This is a genomic window from Streptomyces sp. NBC_01116, assembly GCF_041435495.1.
Lineage (GTDB): Bacteria > Actinomycetota > Actinomycetes > Streptomycetales > Streptomycetaceae > Streptomyces.
Genome location: NZ_CP108644.1, coordinates 1,435,807 through 1,456,784, shown reverse-complemented (window position 1 = coordinate 1,456,784; position 20,978 = coordinate 1,435,807). Strand labels below are relative to the sequence as shown.

General features: G+C 70.2%; 21 protein-coding genes. 20 read left to right on the top strand and 1 reads right to left on the bottom strand.

Annotated elements, in window-relative coordinates:
• Positions 1 to 167: 167 nt before the first annotated feature.
• The gene (locus tag OG245_RS06200; RefSeq protein WP_371622535.1) at positions 168 to 530 is read right to left on the bottom strand and encodes a DUF1844 domain-containing protein; all 363 of its coding nucleotides are present in this window, start codon (positions 528 to 530) and stop codon (positions 168 to 170) included.
• Between the two features lie 382 nt (positions 531 to 912).
• Between OG245_RS06200 and infC the strand changes: the two genes are divergently transcribed.
• The 20 genes from infC (at position 913) to OG245_RS06100 (ending at position 20,944) form a co-directional block, all read left to right on the top strand.
• Entirely contained in the window at positions 913 to 1,629 is a 717-nt protein-coding gene (gene infC, locus OG245_RS06195) for a translation initiation factor IF-3 (RefSeq protein WP_371627819.1), read from the top strand.
• A 120-nt stretch (positions 1,630 to 1,749) separates the two neighbouring features.
• Complete coding sequence (gene rpmI, locus OG245_RS06190) at positions 1,750 to 1,944, top strand: 50S ribosomal protein L35 (protein WP_003970213.1); 195 nt, start codon at positions 1,750 to 1,752, stop codon at positions 1,942 to 1,944.
• 107 nt (positions 1,945 to 2,051) lie between these two features.
• On the top strand, positions 2,052 to 2,435 hold the full coding sequence (rplT, locus tag OG245_RS06185) for a 50S ribosomal protein L20 (protein WP_003970214.1): 384 nt from the start codon (positions 2,052 to 2,054) through the stop codon (positions 2,433 to 2,435).
• A gap of 126 nt (positions 2,436 to 2,561) precedes the next feature.
• Positions 2,562 to 3,407 (top strand): TrmH family RNA methyltransferase, encoded by an 846-nt coding sequence (locus tag OG245_RS06180; RefSeq protein WP_371622534.1) that lies wholly within the window; start codon positions 2,562 to 2,564, stop codon positions 3,405 to 3,407.
• Between the two features lie 167 nt (positions 3,408 to 3,574).
• On the top strand, positions 3,575 to 4,741 hold the full coding sequence (locus OG245_RS06175; protein ID WP_371622533.1) for an ATP-binding protein: 1,167 nt from the start codon (positions 3,575 to 3,577) through the stop codon (positions 4,739 to 4,741).
• Positions 4,742 to 4,856: 115 nt separating this feature from the next.
• Positions 4,857 to 5,996, top strand: coding sequence for a phenylalanine--tRNA ligase subunit alpha (gene pheS, locus OG245_RS06170; protein ID WP_371622532.1), 1,140 nt, complete (start codon positions 4,857 to 4,859; stop codon positions 5,994 to 5,996).
• Complete coding sequence (gene pheT, locus OG245_RS06165; RefSeq protein WP_371622531.1) at positions 5,996 to 8,509, top strand: phenylalanine--tRNA ligase subunit beta; 2,514 nt, start codon at positions 5,996 to 5,998, stop codon at positions 8,507 to 8,509. The genes pheS and pheT overlap by 1 nt, the downstream gene beginning before the upstream one ends.
• A 422-nt stretch (positions 8,510 to 8,931) precedes the next feature.
• Positions 8,932 to 10,278 (top strand): transcriptional regulator, encoded by a 1,347-nt coding sequence (locus tag OG245_RS06160; RefSeq protein WP_371622530.1) that lies wholly within the window; start codon positions 8,932 to 8,934, stop codon positions 10,276 to 10,278.
• Between the two features lie 86 nt (positions 10,279 to 10,364).
• Entirely contained in the window at positions 10,365 to 10,895 is a 531-nt protein-coding gene (locus OG245_RS06155) for an NUDIX hydrolase (RefSeq protein ID WP_371622529.1), read from the top strand.
• A 284-nt stretch (positions 10,896 to 11,179) separates the two neighbouring features.
• Positions 11,180 to 12,046 carry a diiron oxygenase gene (locus OG245_RS06150; protein WP_371622528.1) on the top strand — a complete coding sequence of 289 codons (867 nt, stop codon included), beginning with the start codon at positions 11,180 to 11,182 and terminating at the stop codon, positions 12,044 to 12,046.
• Entirely contained in the window at positions 12,046 to 12,891 is an 846-nt protein-coding gene (locus OG245_RS06145) for a hypothetical protein (RefSeq protein WP_371622527.1), read from the top strand. Before OG245_RS06150 ends, OG245_RS06145 begins: the two co-directional genes overlap by 1 nt.
• A gap of 1 nt (position 12,892) precedes the next feature.
• Positions 12,893 to 13,567 (top strand): 4'-phosphopantetheinyl transferase superfamily protein, encoded by a 675-nt coding sequence (locus OG245_RS06140; protein WP_371622526.1) that lies wholly within the window; start codon positions 12,893 to 12,895, stop codon positions 13,565 to 13,567.
• Positions 13,568 to 13,596: 29 nt separating this feature from the next.
• Positions 13,597 to 14,424, top strand: coding sequence for a class I SAM-dependent methyltransferase (locus tag OG245_RS06135; protein WP_371622525.1), 828 nt, complete (start codon positions 13,597 to 13,599; stop codon positions 14,422 to 14,424).
• An 11-nt stretch (positions 14,425 to 14,435) separates the two neighbouring features.
• Positions 14,436 to 15,389, top strand: coding sequence for a 3-oxoacyl-[acyl-carrier-protein] synthase III C-terminal domain-containing protein (locus tag OG245_RS06130; protein ID WP_371622524.1), 954 nt, complete (start codon positions 14,436 to 14,438; stop codon positions 15,387 to 15,389).
• A 5-nt stretch (positions 15,390 to 15,394) separates the two neighbouring features.
• Positions 15,395 to 16,765: a hypothetical protein gene (locus tag OG245_RS06125; protein ID WP_371622523.1), complete on the top strand. Its 1,371-nt coding sequence runs from the start codon at positions 15,395 to 15,397 to the stop codon at positions 16,763 to 16,765.
• On the top strand, positions 16,762 to 18,036 hold the full coding sequence (locus OG245_RS06120; RefSeq protein WP_371622522.1) for a diaminopimelate decarboxylase: 1,275 nt from the start codon (positions 16,762 to 16,764) through the stop codon (positions 18,034 to 18,036). The genes OG245_RS06125 and OG245_RS06120 overlap by 4 nt, the downstream gene beginning before the upstream one ends.
• Positions 18,037 to 18,053: 17 nt before the next feature.
• Positions 18,054 to 18,314, top strand: coding sequence for an acyl carrier protein (locus tag OG245_RS06115; protein WP_371622521.1), 261 nt, complete (start codon positions 18,054 to 18,056; stop codon positions 18,312 to 18,314).
• A gap of 11 nt (positions 18,315 to 18,325) precedes the next feature.
• Entirely contained in the window at positions 18,326 to 19,180 is an 855-nt protein-coding gene (locus OG245_RS06110; RefSeq protein ID WP_371622520.1) for a hypothetical protein, read from the top strand.
• Positions 19,177 to 19,788, top strand: coding sequence for a hypothetical protein (locus tag OG245_RS06105; protein WP_371622519.1), 612 nt, complete (start codon positions 19,177 to 19,179; stop codon positions 19,786 to 19,788). The genes OG245_RS06110 and OG245_RS06105 overlap by 4 nt, the downstream gene beginning before the upstream one ends.
• On the top strand, positions 19,775 to 20,944 hold the full coding sequence (locus tag OG245_RS06100) for an acyl-CoA dehydrogenase family protein (RefSeq protein WP_371622518.1): 1,170 nt from the start codon (positions 19,775 to 19,777) through the stop codon (positions 20,942 to 20,944). Before OG245_RS06105 ends, OG245_RS06100 begins: the two co-directional genes overlap by 14 nt.
• Positions 20,945 to 20,978 lie beyond the last annotated feature (34 nt).

The following is a 20,978-nucleotide window of genomic DNA, read 5'->3' as shown; positions in this document are numbered from 1 at the left end:
TGGCTAAGGACTGTCCCGCACTTCCCGGCGGGCGCGCGACGACAGCTACGGCACCCCGCCGCGTTGTCGGAACGTCCCCATACATCCAGTATGCGGACATCCCTTCGCCTTGCGATGCACCGCATCTGACGCCGCGCGCCGATCCACCGGGAATTGCGGGACAGCCCTTAGCCGTAGACGGGACCGGTGTACTTCTCGCCGGGGCCGTGGCCGGGCTCGTCCGGCACCAGCGAGGCCTCGCGGAAGGCGAGCTGGAGGGACTTCAGGCCGTCGCGCAGCGGCGAGGCGTGGAAGGTGCTGATCTCCGTGGCGCTCGCGTCCAGCAGTCCGGCCAGTGCCTGGACCAGCTTGCGGGCCTCGTCGAGGTCCTTGTGCTGCTCGCCCTCCTCCGTGAGACCGAGCTTCACGGCGGCTGCGCTCATCAGGTTGACGGCGACCGTCACGATCACCTCGACCGCGGGGACCTCCGCGATGTCGCGGGCCATGTCGTCGAAGCCGGGGTTGTCACTGCTGGGGGTCGCGTCACTCATGCCCACACGATAAGGCCAGGCCACCGCCCTCCCGCGCGCGGGAGCCGCTTCGGGGGCCGCGGGTAAAGACCTGGGGCGACAGGGAGGGCGATACCGGGGGATGTGCGGGATTAGCGCACCCGGGGCCGGGCTGCTAACCTTGTGTAACGACCGGCCGGACACCTATGTGCCCGGCCCACAAGTGGAGGCTCCGATCTCCCACCTGGCTGTCCTCACCGGACGGCGGGTCACCGGTCAGACGGTCCCCATCGTTCCGTACGGACGATGGAACCGTCCGATGCGCCCCGCGGTTGACCGCGGCGGTGCTCCGGTAGTTCCTGGAGCCTCGCCTGTGTCCCGTCCGGGGCATTTTTGCGCTTCCGGCTCGGTTGGTCTTGACGTTATAAGACGTTACGCGGCTGTCCGCCAGGCGGTCGCGTGGTGCTACCGAGGAGGATCCATCAGCGCCGAGCCCCGCATCAACGACCGGATTCGCGTTCCCGAGGTCCGACTTGTCGGTCCCAGTGGCGAGCAGGTCGGGATTGTTCCGCTTGCCAAGGCCCTGGAACTCGCACAGGAGTATGACCTCGACCTGGTCGAGGTGGCGGCGACAGCCCGTCCGCCCGTGTGCAAGCTCATGGACTACGGGAAGTTCAAGTACGAGTCGGCCATGAAGGCCCGTGAGGCGCGCAAGAACCAGGCGCACACGGTCATCAAGGAGATGAAGCTCCGGCCGAAGATCGACCCGCACGACTATGACACCAAGAAGGGTCACGTCGTCCGGTTCCTCAAGCAGGGCGACAAGGTCAAGATCACGATCATGTTCCGTGGTCGTGAGCAGTCCCGCCCCGAGCTGGGCTTCCGACTGCTCCAGCGTCTCGCTTCGGACGTGGAGGACCTGGGCTTCATCGAGTCCAACCCGAAGCAGGACGGCCGGAACATGATCATGGTTCTGGGCCCGCACAAGAAGAAGACCGAAGCCATGGCCGAGGCCCGTGAGGCCCAGGCCGCCCGCAAGGCCGAGCGTCAGGGCACGACCGACGCGCCGGCCGAGGGTGAGACCGCCCAGGCTCCGGCCGAAGCGGCCGAGGCTCCGGCCGAGACACCTTCCGAGGCGTGACCTCAGGGGCTGCCATCCAGGCGGCCCCGGGTCCCCCCGGAATCCCATAGAGATCTGACGCCCCTGCAGTCCGGTGCCCCGCACCGTGAGGGGCGCCACTGACGAGGAGAGAACGGCGCGATGCCGAAGAACAAGACGCACAGCGGTGCCAGCAAGCGCTTCAAGATCACCGGCTCCGGCAAGGTGCTCCGCGAGAGGGCCGGCAAGCGCCACCTGCTCGAGCACAAGTCGTCCAAGAAGACCCGCTCGCTGACCGGCACGGTCGTCGTGGCTCCGGCCGACGCCAAGAAGATCAAGAAGCTTCTCGGCAAGTGAGGCTCGGCCTCCGGCTCGCCCCGGAGGCACGACCTCGATCACACCGGGACCAATTCGTTTCCGGGCCGTGTGAGGACACCCACGGCCCCGCTACAAGGAGTTAACAAGTGGCACGCGTCAAGCGGGCAGTCAACGCCCACAAGAAGCGCCGGGCAATCCTCGAAGCCGCCAGCGGCTACCGCGGTCAGCGCTCGCGTCTGTACCGCAAGGCCAAGGAGCAGGTCACCCACTCCCTGGTCTACAACTACAACGACCGCAAGAAGCGCAAGGGCGACTTCCGTCAGCTGTGGATCCAGCGCATCAACGCCGCTGCCCGCCAGAACGGCATGACGTACAACCGCCTCATCCAGGGTCTGAAGGCCGCCAACATCGAGGTGGACCGCAAGATCCTGGCCGAGCTCGCGGTCAACGACGCCAACGCGTTCGCCGCCCTCGTCGAGGTCGCTCAGAAGGCCCTCCCGAGCGACGTCAACGCCCCGAAGGCCGCCTGATCCAGGCACCCCCTTCCAGGTAAGCGAACCGGACCCGCAGGCGCACGCCGCCTGCGGGTCCGGTGCGTCGGCCCCCCAGACACTCCCCACCGCCACAGCCGTACGCAGAGAGGCTCGCCGCCGACCATGGGCACCCCCGAACTGATCTCCCCGCGTTCCCCCCGTGTCGCCGCCGCCCGCCGGCTGGCCCGCCGCAACTTCCGCGGCAAGGAGCGCAGGTTCATCGCCGAGGGGCCCCAGGCCGTACGCGAGGCCGCCGCCCACCGGGGCGGCGACGGCGAACCGACCCTCATCGAGCTGTTCGCCACCCCCGAGGCCGCCGACCGGTACGCCGACATCGTCGAGGCCGCCCACGCCGCGGGCGCCCGCGTGCACCTGGCCGACGACGACGTCCTCGCGGACGTCTCGCAGACCGTCACCCCGCAGGGCCTCATCGGCGTCTGCCGCTTCCTGGACACCCCGTTCCAGGAGATCCTCGCCGCGAAGCCCACCCTGGTGGCCGTTCTGGCCAACGTGCGGGACCCCGGGAACGCCGGGACGGTCCTGCGCTGCGCCGACGCGGCGGGCGCGGACGCGGTGATCCTGACCGACGCCTCGGTCGACCTCTACAACCCCAAGTCCGTACGGGCCTCCGTCGGTTCGCTCTACCACCTGCCCGTCGCCGTCGGCGTACCCGTCGAACAGGCCGTGCAGGGCCTGAGGGACGCGGGGGTGCGCATCCTCGCCGCCGACGGGGCCGGGGCCGACGACCTGGACGACGAGCTGGACGCGGGCACCATGGGCACCCCCACCGCCTGGGTCTTCGGCAACGAGGCCTGGGGGCTCCCCGAGGAGACCCGTGCGCTCGCCGACGCCGTCGTCCGCGTCCCCATCCACGGCAAGGCGGAGAGCCTCAACCTCGCCACCGCCGCCGCCGTCTGCCTGTACGCCTCCGCCCGCGCGCAGCGGCCCCGGCGCGCCCCCCACGCGTAACACCGCTCCCGGGGCCCGTCAGCACACGATCCCGGCCATTCCCGCGCCCCTCCCACCGGCGCACTCCCCTCCGCGCCCCCACAGGGTGTCGCCGGTTCACCGACGACTAGTAGGGTGACGAACTCGGGGGCCCACTGCACCGGTTCGAGAGGTGGGGATACGGGAAGATGGCTGTCGGCATGAGCTCGCCGGGACCGGCGCACACCACCGCACCGCGCGCGGCGGAAGAGGAGCAGGACGGGCCGGCGGCCCGTCCGGACGGCCTCGGCCCGGAGGCCCCGGGCCTCGACCCGGACGACCTTCCCGACGGTCTCGTCGTCGCCGACGCGAGCGGGCACGTCGTCTGCTTCAACGCCGCCGCCGCCCGCATCACCGCCACCACCCGAGCCGACGCCATCGGACGTCCCCTGGACGTCGTCCTCCCGCTGGAGGACCTCAAGGGGAAGCGCTGGTGGGCCCTGACCGACCCGTACGGCGGACTCGCCATCCGCCACGGCCAGCCCGAGCGCAACCTGCTGCTGCCCGGCGGCCGTGAGGTGCTGGTCTCCGCCCGTTACGTACGCGAGCACCCGCTCGGCCCGGTGCGCCGGGTCGTCGTCTCGCTGCGGGGCACCGAGGCCCGCCGGCGTACCGAACGCAGCCACGCCGAGCTGATCGCCACCGTCGCCCACGAACTGCGCTCCCCGCTGACCTCCGTCAAGGGGTTCACCGCCACCCTGCTCGCCAAGTGGGAACGTTTCACCGACGACCAGAAGCGGCTGATGCTGGAGACCGTCGACGCGGACGCCGGCCGGGTCACCCGGCTCATCGCCGAGCTGCTCGACATCTCCCGCATCGACTCCGGCCGCCTGGAGCTGCGCCGCCAGCCCGTCGACGTCTCCGCCGCCGTGGCCCGGCACATCCAGGCGCTCATCACGGGCGGCCAGGAGCCCGACCGCTTCCGGGTCCGGGCCCGCGGACCCCTGCCCGCCCTGTGGGCCGATCCCGACAAGGTCGACCAGGTCCTCGGCAACCTCCTGGAAAACGCGGTGCGCCACGGTGAGGGAACCGTCACCATTGAGATCGCCCCGGCACCCGCGCCGGGCGCGAACGACGAGACGGGAACGGCTGTCACCGTGAGCGACGAGGGCCCCGGCATCCCCGAGGAGTCGATGGGCCGTGTCTTCACCCGCTTCTGGCGGGGGAGCAAGCGCGGCGGCACGGGCCTGGGCCTCTATATCGTCAAGGGCATCGTCGAGGCCCACGGCGGCACGATCACCGTCGACCGGGGGCCCGGCGGCGGAGCCGAGTTCCGCTTCGTCCTGCCCGTGAGCATGCCCGCCTACCTGGTGTGAGCAGCCTGCGGGCGCCCCGACCGTCCTGCGGCCTTTAGACTCGACCTTTGGCACCTTTGCGTCCAGCGGTCTCCAGCCGGGTCGCGCCACCAGCCAATCGGAAGCACGGGAAGAGATGTCGGCACCGAACAAGTCGTACGACCCAGTCGAGGTCGAGGCACTGAAACCGGAAGAGATCGAGCGCCTGCGGGACGAGGCGTTCGCCGCCTTCGCCGCCGCCGGCGACCTCGACGCGCTCGCCCAGGCGAAGACCGCGCACACCGGAGGTACCTCGCCGCTGTCCCTCGCCAACCGCGAGATCGGCGCCCTGCCCCCGCAGGCCAAGGCCGAGGCGGGCAAGCGCGTGGGCCAGGCCCGCGGCGCCGTCTCCAAGGCGCTCGCCGCCCGCCAGGCGGAGCTGGAGGCCGAGCGGGACGCCCGGGTGCTCGTCGAGGAGGCCGTGGACGTCACGCTGCCCTACGACCGCACTCCGGCCGGCGCCCGCCACCCCCTGACGAGCTTCATGGAGCGCGTCGCGGACGTCTTCGTGGCCATGGGCTACGAGATCGCCGAGGGCCCCGAGGTCGAGGCGGAGTGGTTCAACTTCGACGCCCTGAACTTCGTGCCCGACCACCCGGCCCGCCAGATGCAGGACACCTTCTTCGTGCGGGGCGCCACGCCCGGCGGGAAGGCGACCGAGGGCGACGAGTCCGGCGTCGTGCTGCGCACGCACACCTCGCCGGTCCAGGCCCGCACGCTCCTGGAGCGCAAGCCCCCCGTCTACGTGGTCTGCCCCGGCCGGGTCTACCGCACCGACGAGCTGGACGCCACGCACACCCCGGTCTTCCACCAGATCGAGCTGCTCGCCGTCGACGAGGGCCTCACCATGGCCGACCTCAAGGGCACCCTCGACCACATGGTCCAGGCGCTCTTCGGACCGGACATGAAGACCCGGCTGCGGCCGAACTACTTCCCGTTCACCGAGCCGTCCGCCGAGATGGACATGGTCTGCTACGTCTGCCGCGGCGCGTCCGTCGGCAACCCGGACCGCCCCTGCCGCACCTGCGGCAGCGAGGGCTGGATCGAGCTCGGTGGCTGCGGCATGGTCAACCCCAAGGTGCTCGTCGCCTGCGGCGTCGACCCCCAGAAGTACAGCGGATTCGCCTTCGGGTTCGGCATCGAACGGATGCTGATGTTCCGCCACAACGTCGAAGACATGCGAGACCTGGTCGAGGGTGACGTCCGGTTCACCCGGCCGTTCGGGATGGAGATCTGATGCGCGTCCCGCTTTCCTGGCTGCGGGAATACGTCGACCTGCCGGCGACGGAGACCGGCCGTGACGTACAGGCCGAGCTCGTCTCCGTCGGCCTGGAGGTCGAGACCGTCGAGCGGATCGGCGAGGGCCTCAAGGGCCCCCTGGTCGTCGGACAGGTCCTGACCATCGAGGAGCTGGAGGGCTTCAAGAAGCCCATCCGCTTCTGCACGGTCGACGTGGGCACCGCCAACGGCACCGGCGAACCGCAGGAGATCGTCTGCGGCGCCCGTAACTTCTCGGTCGGCGACAAGGTCGTCGTGGTCCTCCCGGGCGCGGTCCTGCCCGGCGACTTCGCGATCGCCGCCCGCAAGACGTACGGCAAGACCTCGCACGGCATGATCTGCTCCACCGACGAGCTCGGCATGGGCGACGACGGCACCCACGGCATCATCGTGCTGCCGCCGGAGCACGAGGTCGGCACCGACGCGATCGAGCTGCTCCAGCTCGTCGACGAGGTCCTCGACATCGCCGTCACCCCGGACCGCGGCTACTGCCTCTCGATGCGCGGTGTCGCCCGGGAGACCGCCATCGCGTACGGGCTGCCGCTGCGCGACCCGGCGCTGCTGGACGTGCCCGCGCCGAACGCGTACGGCTACCCGGTCAAGATCTCCGAGCCCTCTCGCTGCGACCGCTTCACCGCGCGCACCGTCACCGGTCTCCAGCCGGAGGCGCGCTCCCCGATCTGGATGCGGCGCCGCCTCCAGAAGGCCGGGATGCGCCCCATCTCGCTGGCCGTCGACATCACCAACTACGTGATGCTGGAGCTCGGCCAGCCCCTGCACGCCTACGACCGCACCCGGGTCGAGGGGCCGATCGGCGTGCGCCGCGCCGCGCAGGGCGAGAAGCTCACGACGCTGGACGGCACCGTGCGCGTGCTGGACGCCGAGGACCTCGTCATCACCGACGACCGCGGGCCGATCGGCCTCGCGGGCGTCATGGGCGGCGCCAACACCGAGATCGCCGACGCGGACGGCGAGCACGCCCTCACCACCGAGGTCGTCATCGAGGCCGCGCACTTCGACGCGATCTCGATCGCCCGCACCGCGCGCCGCCACAAGCTGTCCTCCGAGGCGTCCAGGCGCTTCGAGCGCGGCGTGGACCCGCAGGCCGCCGCCGCTGCCGCCCAGCGCACGGTCGACCTGCTGGTCCTCCTCGCGGGCGGCACCGCCGAGGCCGGGGTCACCGAGATCACCGCCCCGTCCGCGCCGCGCACCATCGCGATGCCGGCGAACCACCCGGACCGGGTGGCCGGTGTGGAGTACGGCCGCGAGACCGTCGTCCGCCGCCTCCAGGAGGTCGGCTGCGACGTCTACGGGCAGGACGAGCTGATCGTCACCGTCCCGTCCTGGCGGCCCGACCTGAACGAGCCGAACGACCTCGTCGAAGAGGTCATCCGGCTGGAGGGCTACGAGAACCTGCCCTCCACCCTGCCGACGCCCCCCTCCGGCCGCGGCCTCACCGACCGCCAGCGGCTGCACCGCCGCGTCGGCCGGGTGCTGGCCGGAGCCGGGTACGTCGAGGCGCTGAGCTACCCGTTCATCGGCGACGCGGTCCTCGACCAGCTGGGCCTGGAGGCGGACGACGCCCGCCGCCGCACGGTCCAGCTCGTCAACCCGATCTCCGACGAGGAGCCGGCGCTGCGCACCACGCTGCTGCCGGGCCTCCTCGGCGCGCTGCGGCGCAACGACGGCCGCGGCAGCCACGACCTGGCGCTCTTCGAGACCGGCCTCGTCTTCCGGCCCACCGGCGAGGAGACGCCCGCCGTCCGGCTGCCCGTCGACCGCCGGCCCACGGACGAGGAGATCGCCGCTCTCGACGCGGCGCTGCCGCGTCAGCCGCGCCGCGCCGCCGTCGTCCTCGCGGGCGCCCGCGAGCAGGCCGGCTGGTGGGGCAAGGGCACCCCGGCGACCTGGGCGGACGCCATCGAGGCGGCCCGCTCGATCGCCGCCGAGGCCGGCGTCGAGGTCACCGTCCGCGCCGACCAGCACGCCCCCTGGCACCCGGGCCGCTGCGCCGCGCTGTACGTCACCGTGGACGGCGAGGAGACCCTCTTCGGACACGCGGGCGAACTGCACCCGCGCGTGATCAAGGCACTCCACCTGCCCGAGCGGACCTGCGCCGCCGAGGTCGAGCTGGACATCCTGGAGAAGGCCGTCGACGGTGCGCTCCAGGCGCCCCGGATCTCCACCTTCCCGGTGGCGACCCAGGACGTCGCGCTCATCGTCGCCGGAGACGTGCCGGCCGCCGACGTGGAGCGCGCGCTCCGCGAGGGCGCGGGTGAACTCCTCGAATCGCTCCGGCTGTTCGACGTCTTCACCGGCGAGCAGATCGGCGGGAGCAACAAGTCCCTGGCGTACGCGCTGCGCTTCCGCGCCGCCGACCGCACCCTGACCGTCGAGGAGGCCTCGGCCGCCCGCGACAGCGCGGTGGCCCTGGCCGCCGAGCGCACGGGCGCGGTGCTGCGCGGCGCGTAGTCCTCACGCGCCGAGGCGTTGAGAAGGGGCGTATCCGGCCACCGGATACGCCCCTTCTCCCTTCCCGCCGAGCGACGGTGGGACCACACGCCGGATCCGGAGCCGGAACCGGGAGGAACGCGGTTCCGACGTCCGTTCCGCAGCCACCCTCCTTCGTCGTCGGTCAGTGGGCCGTGCGGTCCGGGCGCCGTCCGCGCTGCCTCGGAGTGTCGGGCAGGTCAGCAGCGCGGACGGCGCGGTTGCGGGTCGTAGGCCGTTACGAGGGGGAGCCGACGACCCGGCCGCCTCTTGCGAGGGAGCTCATTCAACCGAGCCCGGGACCCGCGCGGCAGAGCGCACAGCGGGAGGGTTCGGGCATTTGGTTCACACCCCGTGTGAATCGTGCTCCACTAGGCTGATCGCGACACGCACCTGGGGGGACGATGGAGCCCAATGTCCTGCTCGAAGCCCTGATCGAGGAGGCCGGTGTGTCCCGTGCGGGCCTCGCCGGTCACGTCAACCGGGCGGGCCTCGCCCGTGGGCTGAGCCTGCGGTACGAGCACACGGCGGTCTCCCGCTGGCTCAAGGGCCAGCGTCCGCGCGGTCAGGTTCCCGACCTGATCTGCGAGGTGCTGGCCGGCCGGCTGGGGCGGCCCGTCGGGCTCGACGACGTCGGGCTGGGCACCTGCGCCGGGCCCGGGGCGGACTCCGGCGAGGGCGCGTCCCTCTCCGGGTTCGTCGAGCGGGCCACCGCCCTGTGGCGCTCCGACGAACAGCGGCGCCCGCACCTGGCCACCGTGCCCGCCGTCACCGGCACCCCGGCGGTGATGCCGGTCTGGGAGTGGGAGAACCCGCCGGAGGACACGGACGTCTCACGGCCGGGGCCGGGCCGGGTCAGCGCGGCCGACATAGCGATGCTCAAGTCGGCCCGCGACCACTACGAGCAGATGTACCGCAAGACGGGCGGCGTCGCGACCAGGTCCCGGATCGTCCGCTTCCTCAACGCGGAGGCCGCGCCGCTGCTGCGCGGCGGCTACAGCGATGCCCTGGGCCGGAGCCTGCACCGGGCGACGGCGGGACTGGTGGCGGTGGCGGGCATCTGCGCCTACGACTCCGACGCCCACGGACTGGCCCAGCGCTACTTCCACCAGGCGCTGCGGCTCGCGAAGTCCAGCGGCGACCGGGGGCTCGGCGGCTATGTGATCGCCCTGCTGGTCACCCAGTCGCTGTTCCTCGGCGACTACCGTCGCTCCATCGCCTTCGCCGAAGCCGCGCTGCGGGCCGCCGGCGGCCACATCACCCCCGCCCTCGCCGCGGATCTGCACGCCATGCAGGCCAAGGCGTACGCCCGGCTGGGCGACGCGGCCGGCGCCCGGGCCTGCATCGGGCGGGCCGAGGCGCAGGCCGGCCGGATCCACACCGGCCGGGAGCCGGACGAGACGGGTTACGTCCAGCCGGGCCTGGTCGACGTCCAGGTGGCGGAGGCGCTGCTCGGTCTCGGGGATCTGCCCGCCGCCCGGGAGCACGCGGCCTCCGCCGTGCGCGCCCCGGCGCACGACCGGGGGCGCGTGCACCGTCTCGCGATGTTGAGCCATATCGAGCTGCTTCAGGGCGAGCCCGACCGCGCGGCCGGTACAGCGGCCGAAATGGCGCTGAGGGCCCGGGGGATGGAGTCCCAGCGGCTGCGCGACCGGCTGCGGCAGGTCCGCGGCGAGCTGGCCGCGAGCGGCTGCTCCGAAGCGGTGGGGACCACCGAGCTCATCGACGAGGCGCTCCGCGTGCCTCTGTGAGCTCTGCCGACGCCCCGTCGTTCGCTCCCTCCGGCAGTCGAGCCTGCTGGCATGTTGACCCCAACATGCCGAAAGGCGGCAGAACCGTGCAGTGGACGAACTTAAGCGAACAGAATGTGTATCAGAACCCGTGGTTCCGGGTGAATCTGGCGGACGTCCAGCTCCCCGACGGCAGCCACCTCGACCACTTCGTCATCCGGCTGCGACCCGTCGCGGCCGCCACCGCGGTCAACGAGGCGAACGAGGTGCTGCTGCTCTGGCGGCACCGGTTCATCACCGACAGCTGGGGGTGGGAGCTGGCCGCGGGCGTCGTCGAGGACGGCGAGGACATCGCGGTGGCGGCGGCCCGCGAGATGGAGGAGGAGACCGGCTGGCGCCCCGGCGCGCTGCGCCCGCTGCTCACGGTGGAGCCGTCGAACGGCCTCACCGACGCCCGCCACCACCTGTACTGGTCCGACGAGGCGCACTGGACCGGCCCCCCGCAGGACGCCTTCGAGTCCTCGCGCCGTGAGTGGATACCGCTCAAGGTGGTCCCGGACATGATCGCCCGGGGCGAGGTGCCCGCCGCGAACATGGCGGCGGCCCTGCTGATGCTGCACCACCTGCGACTGGGCTGACCCGGCGGCGCCCCGTACGCGCGAGGGGCCGGTCCCGGGGCGACCGGGGCCGGCCCCTGACAGCGGAACGAGGGGCGGCCCAGGCGTACGGATGGAAGCCCGAGCCGGTCCGGTGACCGAGGTGGTCCGCGTCGTGTTGGCCGTTCCGGGCCAGGCCGCTTTCGGTCCTTGCGTCGGCCGATCGGCCGTCCTTACTGTCGTGACGTCGCCGATTATGTCGGCGGTCGACGAAATCGCCAATGGGCACGCGTGCAGGTTCGAGATGAGTTGGAGGCCAATCGCACATGGTCAGTAACCTGATCGATCAGGACGAGCGCTTCCTCGGAATTCTGAATCGTCTGACCTCGAAATCGATCGACGACTACTACAACCCGTACCAGCTTTTCGAGTGGCCGGACAGCCTTCCCGAGAACATGTGGTGGATGAGCCCGGAACTGACCACCACCTACGGTACGGAAGCGGCAGAGCGACTCACCGAGAACCAGCTCTTCGCGCTTTCGCGCCACGAAAGCATCAACTTCTACAGCCTGAACGTGCACGGTATTCGCGAACTACTCATCGAGGTGACCAAGCGGATCCACACATCCGGCTTCGAGACGCCTTCCGAGTTCTTCCACCACTTCATCGGTGAGGAGAACGAGCACATGTGGTTCTTCGCGGAGTTCTGCCTGCGGTACGGGAAGAAGATCTACCGGCAGCCGGGGGGTGTCAACATGGAGATACCCCAGTCGAACATCGAGAGCCTCATGGTTTTCGTCCGGATCCTGATTTTCGAGGAGTTGGTCGACCACTTCAACTCCAAGATGGCGCTGGACGATCGTCTCGACGAAACGATCCGTGCCATCAACCGCATCCACCACCAGGACGAATCCCGCCACATCGCCTTCGGCCGGGAGCTGGTGACAGTTCTTTTCGCCGACGTCCGGAAGAACGCGTCCGAAGAAGAGCTGAAGGACATCTCCACGTACATCAGGCGCTACCTGACCTTCAGCTTCGAGTCGCTGTACAACCCCCAGGTGTACCGCGACGCCGGGATAGAGAACCCGCAGCAGCTGAGGCGCGAGTTGCTCGACTCGCCCCAGCGAATCGAGCTGGAGAAGGCTGTCTTCCGCAAGACGGCCAAGTTCCTGGAGAAGACGGGGATCATCTGATGCCGGCGTCGCAGGAGGAAGCGAGCCTCTCCGACGCGCTGGTCATCCTGGATCCCGACCAGACCGATCTGCTGAGGGAACTCGACGCGACGTTCACCGGATGGGGAAGGTCGGCCGGCGCACGCGAGATCCTGCCGCCGCCCATGTACCCGGTCTCCGATCTGGAGAAGTTCGACGTCTATGTGAACTTCCCCCACCTGAACCTGGTGGCGGCGCCGCTCGACCTGGAGGCCGGCCGCGGCAAGCCGGTCGACGGACGCTTCGCCGCCGGCGATCTGGGCGCTGCCCGGTTCGGACTGCCGCACGCGACCTGCTACGGCGCGTACCTCTACTACGAGGGCACGCGAGTCGACGACAACACCCTGGTCACGCTGGTGAACCGCTGCTTCCGCAACGAGGACCGCTTCAGTCCCCTCCGGCGGCTCGTGAGCTTCCAGATGCGGGAGATCGTCGCCCTGGGGAGCTTCGAGCACACGCAGAACGTCATCGCCGAGTTCACCGGCCGCATCGATCGGTTCGCCCGGGCGCTCTCGCTGGATCTCAAGAAGGTCGCCGCCACCGACCCGTTCTTCGAGAACGACGGTGCCCGCGCTCTCCTGCAACGGCTGAGCCCCGTCAAGTACGAATTCTGCCGGGGCGACCTGGCCATCGCCTCGGTGAACACCCACCGGAACTTCTTCGGGGAGCGGTGCGACATCCGGCTGCGACAGGGCGGCGAACACGCCTATACGGGCTGTGTCGCGTTCGGTCTCGAACGCTGGCTCGCCGTGCTCGACGAACAGTACGGCGGCGACGCGCGACAGGCGCTCGAATCGGTACGGGCCGCCGCACAACAGGTCGGCTGATATGCGGGGCGGGCGGGTCGGAATCGATCTGGTCCCCTTCAGCCGCGTACGGAAAATGCTGGCCCCGGGATCCGAACGGACTCTGTACCGGCTGCTCACCGAGGAAGAAATCGGAATACTGCGCCTGCCGGACGACCCCGACATCGAGGGCATCGCGGGCCGGCTGGCCGCGAAAGAAGCGGTCTTCAAGCTGTTTCACCTGCCGGGACAGACGCTGCCCTGGCGCGGTATCGAGATTCTTCGGGGGGCCGGCGGCTGGCCCGAGGTCCGGCTCAGCGGCCGGGCGAGCGAGCTGGCCGCCACCGTCGGTATCGAACACATCGAAGTGAGTATCGCGCACGATTCCCCCTGTGCCATCGCAGTCGCTTATTCGACCTGTATGAGCGACCGAGGAACAGAGAAGCTCACATCACTCCGAGCGATCGAGGAGACTGACATGCCTTCTGCCGACATAGGCGAAGTACGCGAGTGGATCCTGAGCCGCCACCCCGAACGCCAGACCATAGAAGCCGACGAAAACCTCATCGAGAGCCGACTCGTCGATTCGCTCTCCTTCGTCGAACTCGTCTACGCGATCGAAGGTGCGAGCGGCGTCGAGATCGACTTCGACAACATCGAACTGCAGGACTTCCAGACCCTTTCGGCCATCGAAAAGGCGTTCTTCACCGTCGTCTGAACACCCGGCTCACGGAGGGCACACGAACCATGGAAGCCGTTTCGTACACCGCCCAATGGACGGCGGCCGCTCGCGCGCTCGAATCCGAGCGTGACAGTGACGCCATGTTCCAGGACCCCTATGCCCGAGCGCTCGCGGCGCCGCGCGGATTCGAGTTGCTCAAGAAATACGGAGGTGCCGGACTCCTTCCGTTCATCGCCATCCGCACGGCATACATGGATGAAAGCGTCCAGGAAAGCCTGCGCGACAGCGACATCAGGCAGGTCGTCTTCGTCGCCGCGGGAATGGACACGCGGGCCTTCCGCCTGGAGTGGCCCGACGGCACGGTCGTGTACGAGGTCGACCACGCGGCCCTCATCGAGGAGAAGCGTGAGCGCCTCGCGCGACTGGGCGCGGAGCCCAGGACCGAGCGCAGGGAGGTCTCCGCGGACCTCGCCGGAGCGTGGCTGCCCGAGCTGGAGCGCGCCGGCTTCGACCCGGCCGCGCCCACGCTCTGGGTCGCGGAGGGTCTGCTGTTCTTCCTTGAGAAGGAGCAGGCCGAGACGCTCCTGGCGACCCTGGGATCGGTCTCGGCGCCGGGAAGCCGGCTGGCGGTCGACCTCGTGAACAAGGCGCTGCTGCGCAGCCCGTTCTCCCGCGAGTTCCTCAAGGCGCTGAAGGACGACGACACGCCGTGGCTCTTCGGCACCGACGAGCCGGAGGAGTTCCTCGGCAGCGCGGGCTGGAAGGTCCAGGACATCAAGGAGCCCGGGCAGCCCGGAGCGGGTGCGGGGCGCTGGCCCTACGAGGTGCAGTCCCGGGACCGTCGCGGCATCTCCCGGAGCTGGCTCGTGCGTTCCGAATTCGCCGGTCGATGAGAGGACACCCGATGAGCGGGGCCACGACCCTGGAGAGGATCGAATCGTTCCTCCCCGAACCCAGCGTGACGATCGACGAGGTCGCCGGCAGTCTCGGACTCAGGCGGCCCGAGATCGGTGTGTTCCGGAAGATCTACGGACTCGACCGGCTGCGCTTCGCTCCGGACGTGGGCCTGTTCGACCTGGTGCTGCCGGCCGCGCAGCGGGCCCTGAAGGCCCTGCCCGCGGGCCGCACCGTCGACTACGTGATCTTCGCGCACACCATGCAGACGCTCACCCCGCCGCACATCGACGCGGCCCAGGTGATCAAGGACAACCTGGGGCTGCACGACGCCGAGGCCTTCGCCCTCAGCCACCAGGCGTGTGTGAGCAGCCTCGGGGCCGTCGACGTGGCGGGCGAACTGCTGCGGGCCGAGGGCTCCGGGACGTCCTACGCCCTGATGGTCACCGGGGAACGCGCCTACTCGCCCAAGGTGCAGCTGATCCCCAACAGCGCGATCATGGCGGACGCGGCGGCCGCCTGCCTGGTCACCGTGGACGGACCCGGTGACGTGGTGCGCTCCTACGTGACGCGCACGCTCGGCCGGTTCGCCGCGGGCCTCGACCTCAGCAGGGAGGAGACCCAGGACTTCGGCCGGGCCTACGGCTCCGTACTCGGCGAGGTCATCGAGCAGGCCGTGGACCGGGCGGGACTGGCGTTCTCCGACATCGAGCTCGTGATCCCGCACAACGTGAACATGGTCTCCTGGCGCCAGACGATCAAGGAGATGGGCGCGGACCCCGAGAAGTTCTTCCTGAGCAACATCCCGCGCTACAGCCACTGCTACGCGTCCGACGTCTTCGTCAACTACACGACGCTCCGGGACGAGGAGGACCGTCTCGTCGACGGGGCCAACTACGTGCTGGTCTCCGTAGGACTGGGAGCCACCTTCGGCGCGATGGTCATCACCCACCGGAGGCGGTGATCACCGTGTCCGAGCCCGTGTACACGAGCGACCTCAAACAGGCGCTCACCGGCGACCGCGAGGCCCGGTTCGTCTGGCTGTGCAATTTCGAGGTGGAGAGGGAGTGGGCCCTCGACTACGTCGGTCTCCCGGCGCCCCGCGTCTCGAACACCACCGCGACCGTCCAGCGGATGGAGGAGCTGGGGGCGCTCCTCGCCGAGCCGGCCGACTACCTCCTGCTGGACCGGCCGCTGTCGGGCGGCTACCGCCGCTACATCGAGAAGTCCGGGCTCGGTGCGCCCACCGAGCTGCTGACCCGGGCCCCCGCGGGCGCCGGAGGCACCAGCCGGGCCGTGCTCGACTCCCCGGAGCTGATGGACCGCCTGCGCACCCTCGCCCGGGGCGGGGCCTATCTGATGCCCATGGGGAACTCCGCGCAGGAGCAGCGCATCTCGGAGCAGACGGGGCTGCGGCCGGCCGTACCCGACGCCGGCGTGTACGAGCGTGTCAACAGCAAGATCTACAGCCGACGGCTGGTCGAGGAACTCCGGCTGCGGGCGATTCCCGGCTTCTGCTGCGAGACGGTGGGAGAGCTGCACCGGGCCCTGGACCGGGACTGGGGCGACAACGCGGGATCCGTCATCGTCAAGGACGCCTTCGGTGTCTCCGGCAGGGGTCTCGTGGTGGTCGACAGCGGCCGCAAGGCCGACCGGCTGCTCCGGCTGATCGACCGCAGGGCGCGCTCCACCGGAGACGACCGCATCCACGTCGTCGTCGAGTCGTTCCTGCCCAAGCGGTTCGACCTCAACTACCAGTTCACCATCGACCGCACGGGCAGCACCCGCCTCGACTTCGTCAAGGAGGCGCTCACCGCGGGTGGCGTGCACCTCGGCCACGTGATGCCCGCCAACCTGACCGCCGAGCAGCACGCGACCCTGGCCGAGGCCGCCCAGCTCCTCGGCGCGAGGCTCTACGCCGACGGATTCTTCGGAGTCGTCGGCGTGGACGCCCTCCTGGGCGCCGACGACCTGGTCTACCCGGTCCTGGAGATCAACGCCCGGCTGAACATGTCGAGTTACCAGGGACGGGTCACCGAGCTCTTCCAGCGGCCCGGCGGGGTCGCCCTGGCCAAGCACTATCCGCTGCGCCTCGACGCACCCGTCCCGTTCGAAGAGGTGGCCGAGGCCCTCGGTCCTCTGGCCGATCCGCCGGAGGACGGCACCGGACTGGTCATCACCTGCTTCGGCACCGTCAACGCGCAGGCCGACTCCCCACCGCCGTTCGGCGGCCGGCTGTACAGCGTGCTCTTCGCCCACGACGCGCGGCAGCTGACAGAACTCGACCGGCGGGTGGAGGGAACGCTCCGTCGCTTCGGTATCGACGAAAGGACACCGTGAAGACCACGGAATGGCATGTGCAGGGTGTACCGGTCTCCGAGATCGCTGAGGAGTTCGGCACCCCGCTGTACCTCTACGACGCCGATGTGCTGCGGTCCGTCTACCAGCGGCTGCGGGATCTGCTGCACCCGGCCGTGGACATATTCCTCTCCCTCAAGGCCAACCCGAACGTGAGCGTCTGCTCCTACCTCGGGTCGCTCGGCGCGGGGGCGGAGATCTCCTCCATGGTCGAGCTGCTGACCGCGCAGCGTGCGGGCATCGCCCCGGAGGACATCATCTTCCTCGGCCCGGGCAAGACCCCCGCCGAGCTGGAGGCGTGCGTCGCCGCCGGCATTCACGCCATCGTGTGCGAATCGCTGGAGGAAGTGCTCCAGCTGGAGAGGATCGCCGCCGAGACGGGCAGGGCGGAGGTCCCGGTCCTGCTCAGGATCAACCCCGACTTCCACAGCAAGGGCTCCGGGCTGTCGATGGGCGGCAAGCCCCGGCAGTTCGGGATGGACGTGGAGCTGCTGCGCCGGTCCCGTGAGGTGCTCGACGGGCTGGAACGTGTCCATGTGCGGGGCATCCACGTCTACATGGGCACCCGCTTCCTCAACGCCGACGACCTGGTGCACAACACCCGGCAGATCCTCGCGACCGCCCATGAGCTGTCGGAGCAGCTCGGCATCCCCCTGGAGACCGTCGACTTCGGCGGCGGTTTCGGTGTCGGCTACTTCGACAACGAGAGCGACCTCGACATCGAACGGACCGCCGCCGGCATCAACGAGGTCGTCGCCCCCTTCGCGGAGGCCCACCCCGGCTGCCGCCTGATCAACGAACTGGGGCGGTACCTGACGGCCTGGTGCGGTACGTACGTCGTACGCGCGCTGTACGTCAAGGAGTCCCAGGGCGAGCAGTTCGTCGTCGCCGACGGAGGCACCAACCACCACATGGCCGCGGTCGGCATCGGCAGCTTCGTCAAGCGAAACTTCCCCATCCGGTCCCTGACCCGGTACGCCGACGAACCGGTCGCCGCCTACACCGTCACCGGCCCGTTGTGCACACCCAACGACGTCATCGGCAAGAAGGTGGCCCTCCCGGCCGTCGAGCCCGGTGACCTGCTGGGGGTCGAGCGGTCCGGTGCGTACGGTCCGAGCGCCTCACCCGGCCTCTTCCTCAGCCACGGCTTCCCGGCCGAGGTCCTCGTCCACGACGGGCTGCCGCACCTGGTGCGCGAGCGGGACCGGGCCGAGGAACTGCTCTTCAAGCAGCGCCTTGTCGACTTCAAATGACCAGAGGAGCACATGCCATGGAACCTCAGAACGTGGTGACCGCCATCGAGGCCGCCCTCAGCGAGGTCCTGGAGCGTGAGGTCGACGGCCTCACCAAGGACGTCCGGCTGTTCGAGGATCTCCACCTGGACTCGACCTCGGTGCTGGAGATGCTGATGGCGCTGGAGGACGGCATCGGGATCGTGGTCGACCCGGAGGATCTCGACATGGACGACTTCAAGTCCGTCGGGACGCTCACCGACTACGTCCTCGCCCAGCAGCCCACCAGCGAGGTGTGAGGCCTACCACGATGTCCACACTCCAAGCGGCCAGCGCGGTGATCTCCCCGCCCGGCACGCCCTATGACGAGTCCCCCGCCACGCTCTCCTACTACCGCGACCTGGTGGAACCCTTCGGGATGACGGTGGACGAGGAGCTGCTGCGCTCCGCGCCCCACGTCACCCACCGCGAGCTGATCGACCGCCTGGGCGCGCCGGAGGACATCCGGCGGTGCGACCCCGACCTGGTGATCGTGACGCACGCCCTGCCCGACGTCACCCCGTTCGCCGCGATAGCACCGCATCTCAACTGGCTCCTCGGCGACAGGGCCACCACCAGCTTCGGCATCTCCCAGCAAGGACTGGCGGCGCCGTTCACCGCGCTGCGCATCATCTCCGCGTTCCAGCGGTCCGGACGCAGCCGGACGGCCGTGCTGGCGGTCCTGGAGCAGACCACCCTGCCCACCCGCTTCGCCCTGGCACACGACACCCCTCTCACGGACTCCGGGGCCCTGCTGGTCCTCGGTGTCGACGGCGGGCCCCAGGTGACGGACGTGTCGGCCATCGACACGACGCGAGCCGCCGTGGAGAGGCTGACGGAGCTGGTCGCCGCGGACCCGCAGGGCACCCTGCTGGTCCTCGGACCGTGGTTCGACGAGTCGGGTCTCGATCCGGCCGCGCGCCGTCAGCGGCTCGCCGCCGGCACGTACGCCACCAGTGTCTGGCTGGCTCTGGCGCGCCACTGGCGCACCTGGCGGCAGGAGTACGCGGCGGTCGTGCTGTGCGACACCGATCCCCGGACCGGCAGCACCCACCTCGCCGTACTGCGCTCGGACCGGGAGACTCCCGGCCGTACCGGTGCGGCCGGGACGGGAGCGGGCACATGACGACGCTGAAACCCCCCGCTCCCGCGGCGGTCACCGGCCTGCCGGAGTTCGCCGCCCTGCTGGACGGCTGTCACGAAGAGGCCGCGCCCGGTGCTCTCGTGGTCTCCCGGGGCGGACACACGGTCGCGTCCGCCCTGCGGCTGCGGACCGGCGTACCGGTTCCGGGCAGCTCCGGGACCCTGGCGGTGGCGAGCGGCGGTCCGCCCTCGGCCGGCCGTGAACTGGTCGCGTTCGCCGACCGGTTGGTACGGCTGCACCGAGCGGCCGTACACGCGGTGCTCGACCAGGCCGTCACCCGGCTCGGCGAACGCACCTCCGAGGGCACCAGCCTGCTCAACCGGCAGCTCGTGCAGGGCTCGGTGGCCGATGTGGCCCTGGCCCTGTCCGAGACCCAGGACCTGCTCGCACTGCCCTCCCTCACCGCGGCCGGGCTCCGGCGCGCACACGCGGACCTGGTTCGCGCGGGGCGCACGGTGCTCAAGCTGTACGGCGCCCACAGCCTGACGAGTGAGGGCCCCGGACCGGTTCTCTACGTCGCCGAGCTGCTGGGCAACACCTATCTGCATCTGGGAAGCGAGTGGGGGGACACAGGAGATGGCAGCAGCTGAGAGCGACCGCACGACCGTACTGCGGGGCCATGTCGCGGAAGCCGCCGCGGAGCTGCGCGCGCGCGGCCTGGGCCTGGAACTCGACCAGGATCCCACGGCGATCGACCGGTGGCTGGACCTCAGGGCCGTGGAGTTGATGCGGTCGTGCACCATTCCGTTGGAGTACGTCGACGAGCCCATCGTGGCCGGCCCCTACACGTACGACATGACCTCATGCCTCGAACACGTGGTGACCATAGAGGAGCTGAGCTACGGAGACACCGGCTTCATGCTGGCCTGTCCCGGCCCGCTGATGTCCGGTGTGACGGTGGGCGCGCTGGGCGACACCTCGCAGCGCAAGGGCTACTACGAGCGGGTAGCCGGCCGGGAGCCGACCTGGACGTTCTTCGGGCTCACGGAACCGCGCAAGGGCTCGGCCGCCACCGAGCTGGAAGCGACGCTCGTTCCGGAGGGTGACGGATACCGGCTCAGCGGGACGAAACGCTATGTGGGCAACGCCGCGTTCGCCCAGCTGGGCGTGGTGTTCTGCCGGCGGGCGCCGGGCCCGCTGGGGATCGAGGCGGTGCTCCTCGACACGGACGAGCCCGGGTTCAACGCGGAGCCGATCCCCACCGTGGGACTGCGCGGAGCGCGCATCTCCCACATCACCCTGGACGACGTCCGGGTCGAGCCCGAGCAGATCCTCGGGTTCAAGACCCTCAAGTCCACGCGGCGCGGGCTGGTGGGCGCGATCCGGACCCTCCAGCGGTTCCGGCCGGTCCTCACGGGTACGGCGCTGGGTCTCGCCCGCGCGGTCCTCGACCATGTCCAGGAACAGCGCCCGGGAATCACGGGAACGGACCGCCTGCGTCTGGAGGAGCTGCGGGACCGGGTCGCCGCCGTCCGGCAGCGGAACTACCAGGTGGCCTCGGCCATCGACGCGGGCCGGGTACGGGCCGACCACATCGCCGGAGTCAAGACGAGAGCCGCGGAGCTGGCCGAGGGCTGCACACTGCTGGCGGCCGACCTGCTGGGTCCCGGCTCCCTCGTCACGGACCCCTGGCTGAACAAGGCCTACCGCGACGCGCGCGCCTTCGAATTCATGGAGGGCACCGGACACATCCAGCGACTGGCCGTATTCCAGGGCGTGTACAAGGGGACGTTCCTCAAGGACTGAGCCCGAGGACCGCACGCTTCCGTGACGAGGTGAG

Coding starts and splice junctions, on each gene's coding strand:
- OG245_RS06200 (WP_371622535.1), bottom strand. CDS start 530: ATGAGTGACGCGACCCCCAGCAGTGACAACCCCGGCTTCGACGACATG.
- OG245_RS06160 (WP_371622530.1), top strand. CDS start 8,932: ATGGAGCCCAATGTCCTGCTCGAAGCCCTGATCGAGGAGGCCGGTGTG.
- rpmI (WP_003970213.1), top strand. CDS start 1,750: ATGCCGAAGAACAAGACGCACAGCGGTGCCAGCAAGCGCTTCAAGATC.
- OG245_RS06145 (WP_371622527.1), top strand. CDS start 12,046: ATGCCGGCGTCGCAGGAGGAAGCGAGCCTCTCCGACGCGCTGGTCATC.
- OG245_RS06105 (WP_371622519.1), top strand. CDS start 19,177: ATGACGACGCTGAAACCCCCCGCTCCCGCGGCGGTCACCGGCCTGCCG.
- OG245_RS06175 (WP_371622533.1), top strand. CDS start 3,575: ATGGCTGTCGGCATGAGCTCGCCGGGACCGGCGCACACCACCGCACCG.
- OG245_RS06110 (WP_371622520.1), top strand. CDS start 18,326: ATGTCCACACTCCAAGCGGCCAGCGCGGTGATCTCCCCGCCCGGCACG.
- OG245_RS06140 (WP_371622526.1), top strand. CDS start 12,893: ATGCGGGGCGGGCGGGTCGGAATCGATCTGGTCCCCTTCAGCCGCGTA.
- OG245_RS06130 (WP_371622524.1), top strand. CDS start 14,436: ATGAGCGGGGCCACGACCCTGGAGAGGATCGAATCGTTCCTCCCCGAA.
- pheS (WP_371622532.1), top strand. CDS start 4,857: ATGTCGGCACCGAACAAGTCGTACGACCCAGTCGAGGTCGAGGCACTG.
- OG245_RS06135 (WP_371622525.1), top strand. CDS start 13,597: ATGGAAGCCGTTTCGTACACCGCCCAATGGACGGCGGCCGCTCGCGCG.
- OG245_RS06180 (WP_371622534.1), top strand. CDS start 2,562: ATGGGCACCCCCGAACTGATCTCCCCGCGTTCCCCCCGTGTCGCCGCC.
- OG245_RS06150 (WP_371622528.1), top strand. CDS start 11,180: ATGGTCAGTAACCTGATCGATCAGGACGAGCGCTTCCTCGGAATTCTG.
- pheT (WP_371622531.1), top strand. CDS start 5,996: ATGCGCGTCCCGCTTTCCTGGCTGCGGGAATACGTCGACCTGCCGGCG.
- OG245_RS06115 (WP_371622521.1), top strand. CDS start 18,054: ATGGAACCTCAGAACGTGGTGACCGCCATCGAGGCCGCCCTCAGCGAG.
- OG245_RS06100 (WP_371622518.1), top strand. CDS start 19,775: ATGGCAGCAGCTGAGAGCGACCGCACGACCGTACTGCGGGGCCATGTC.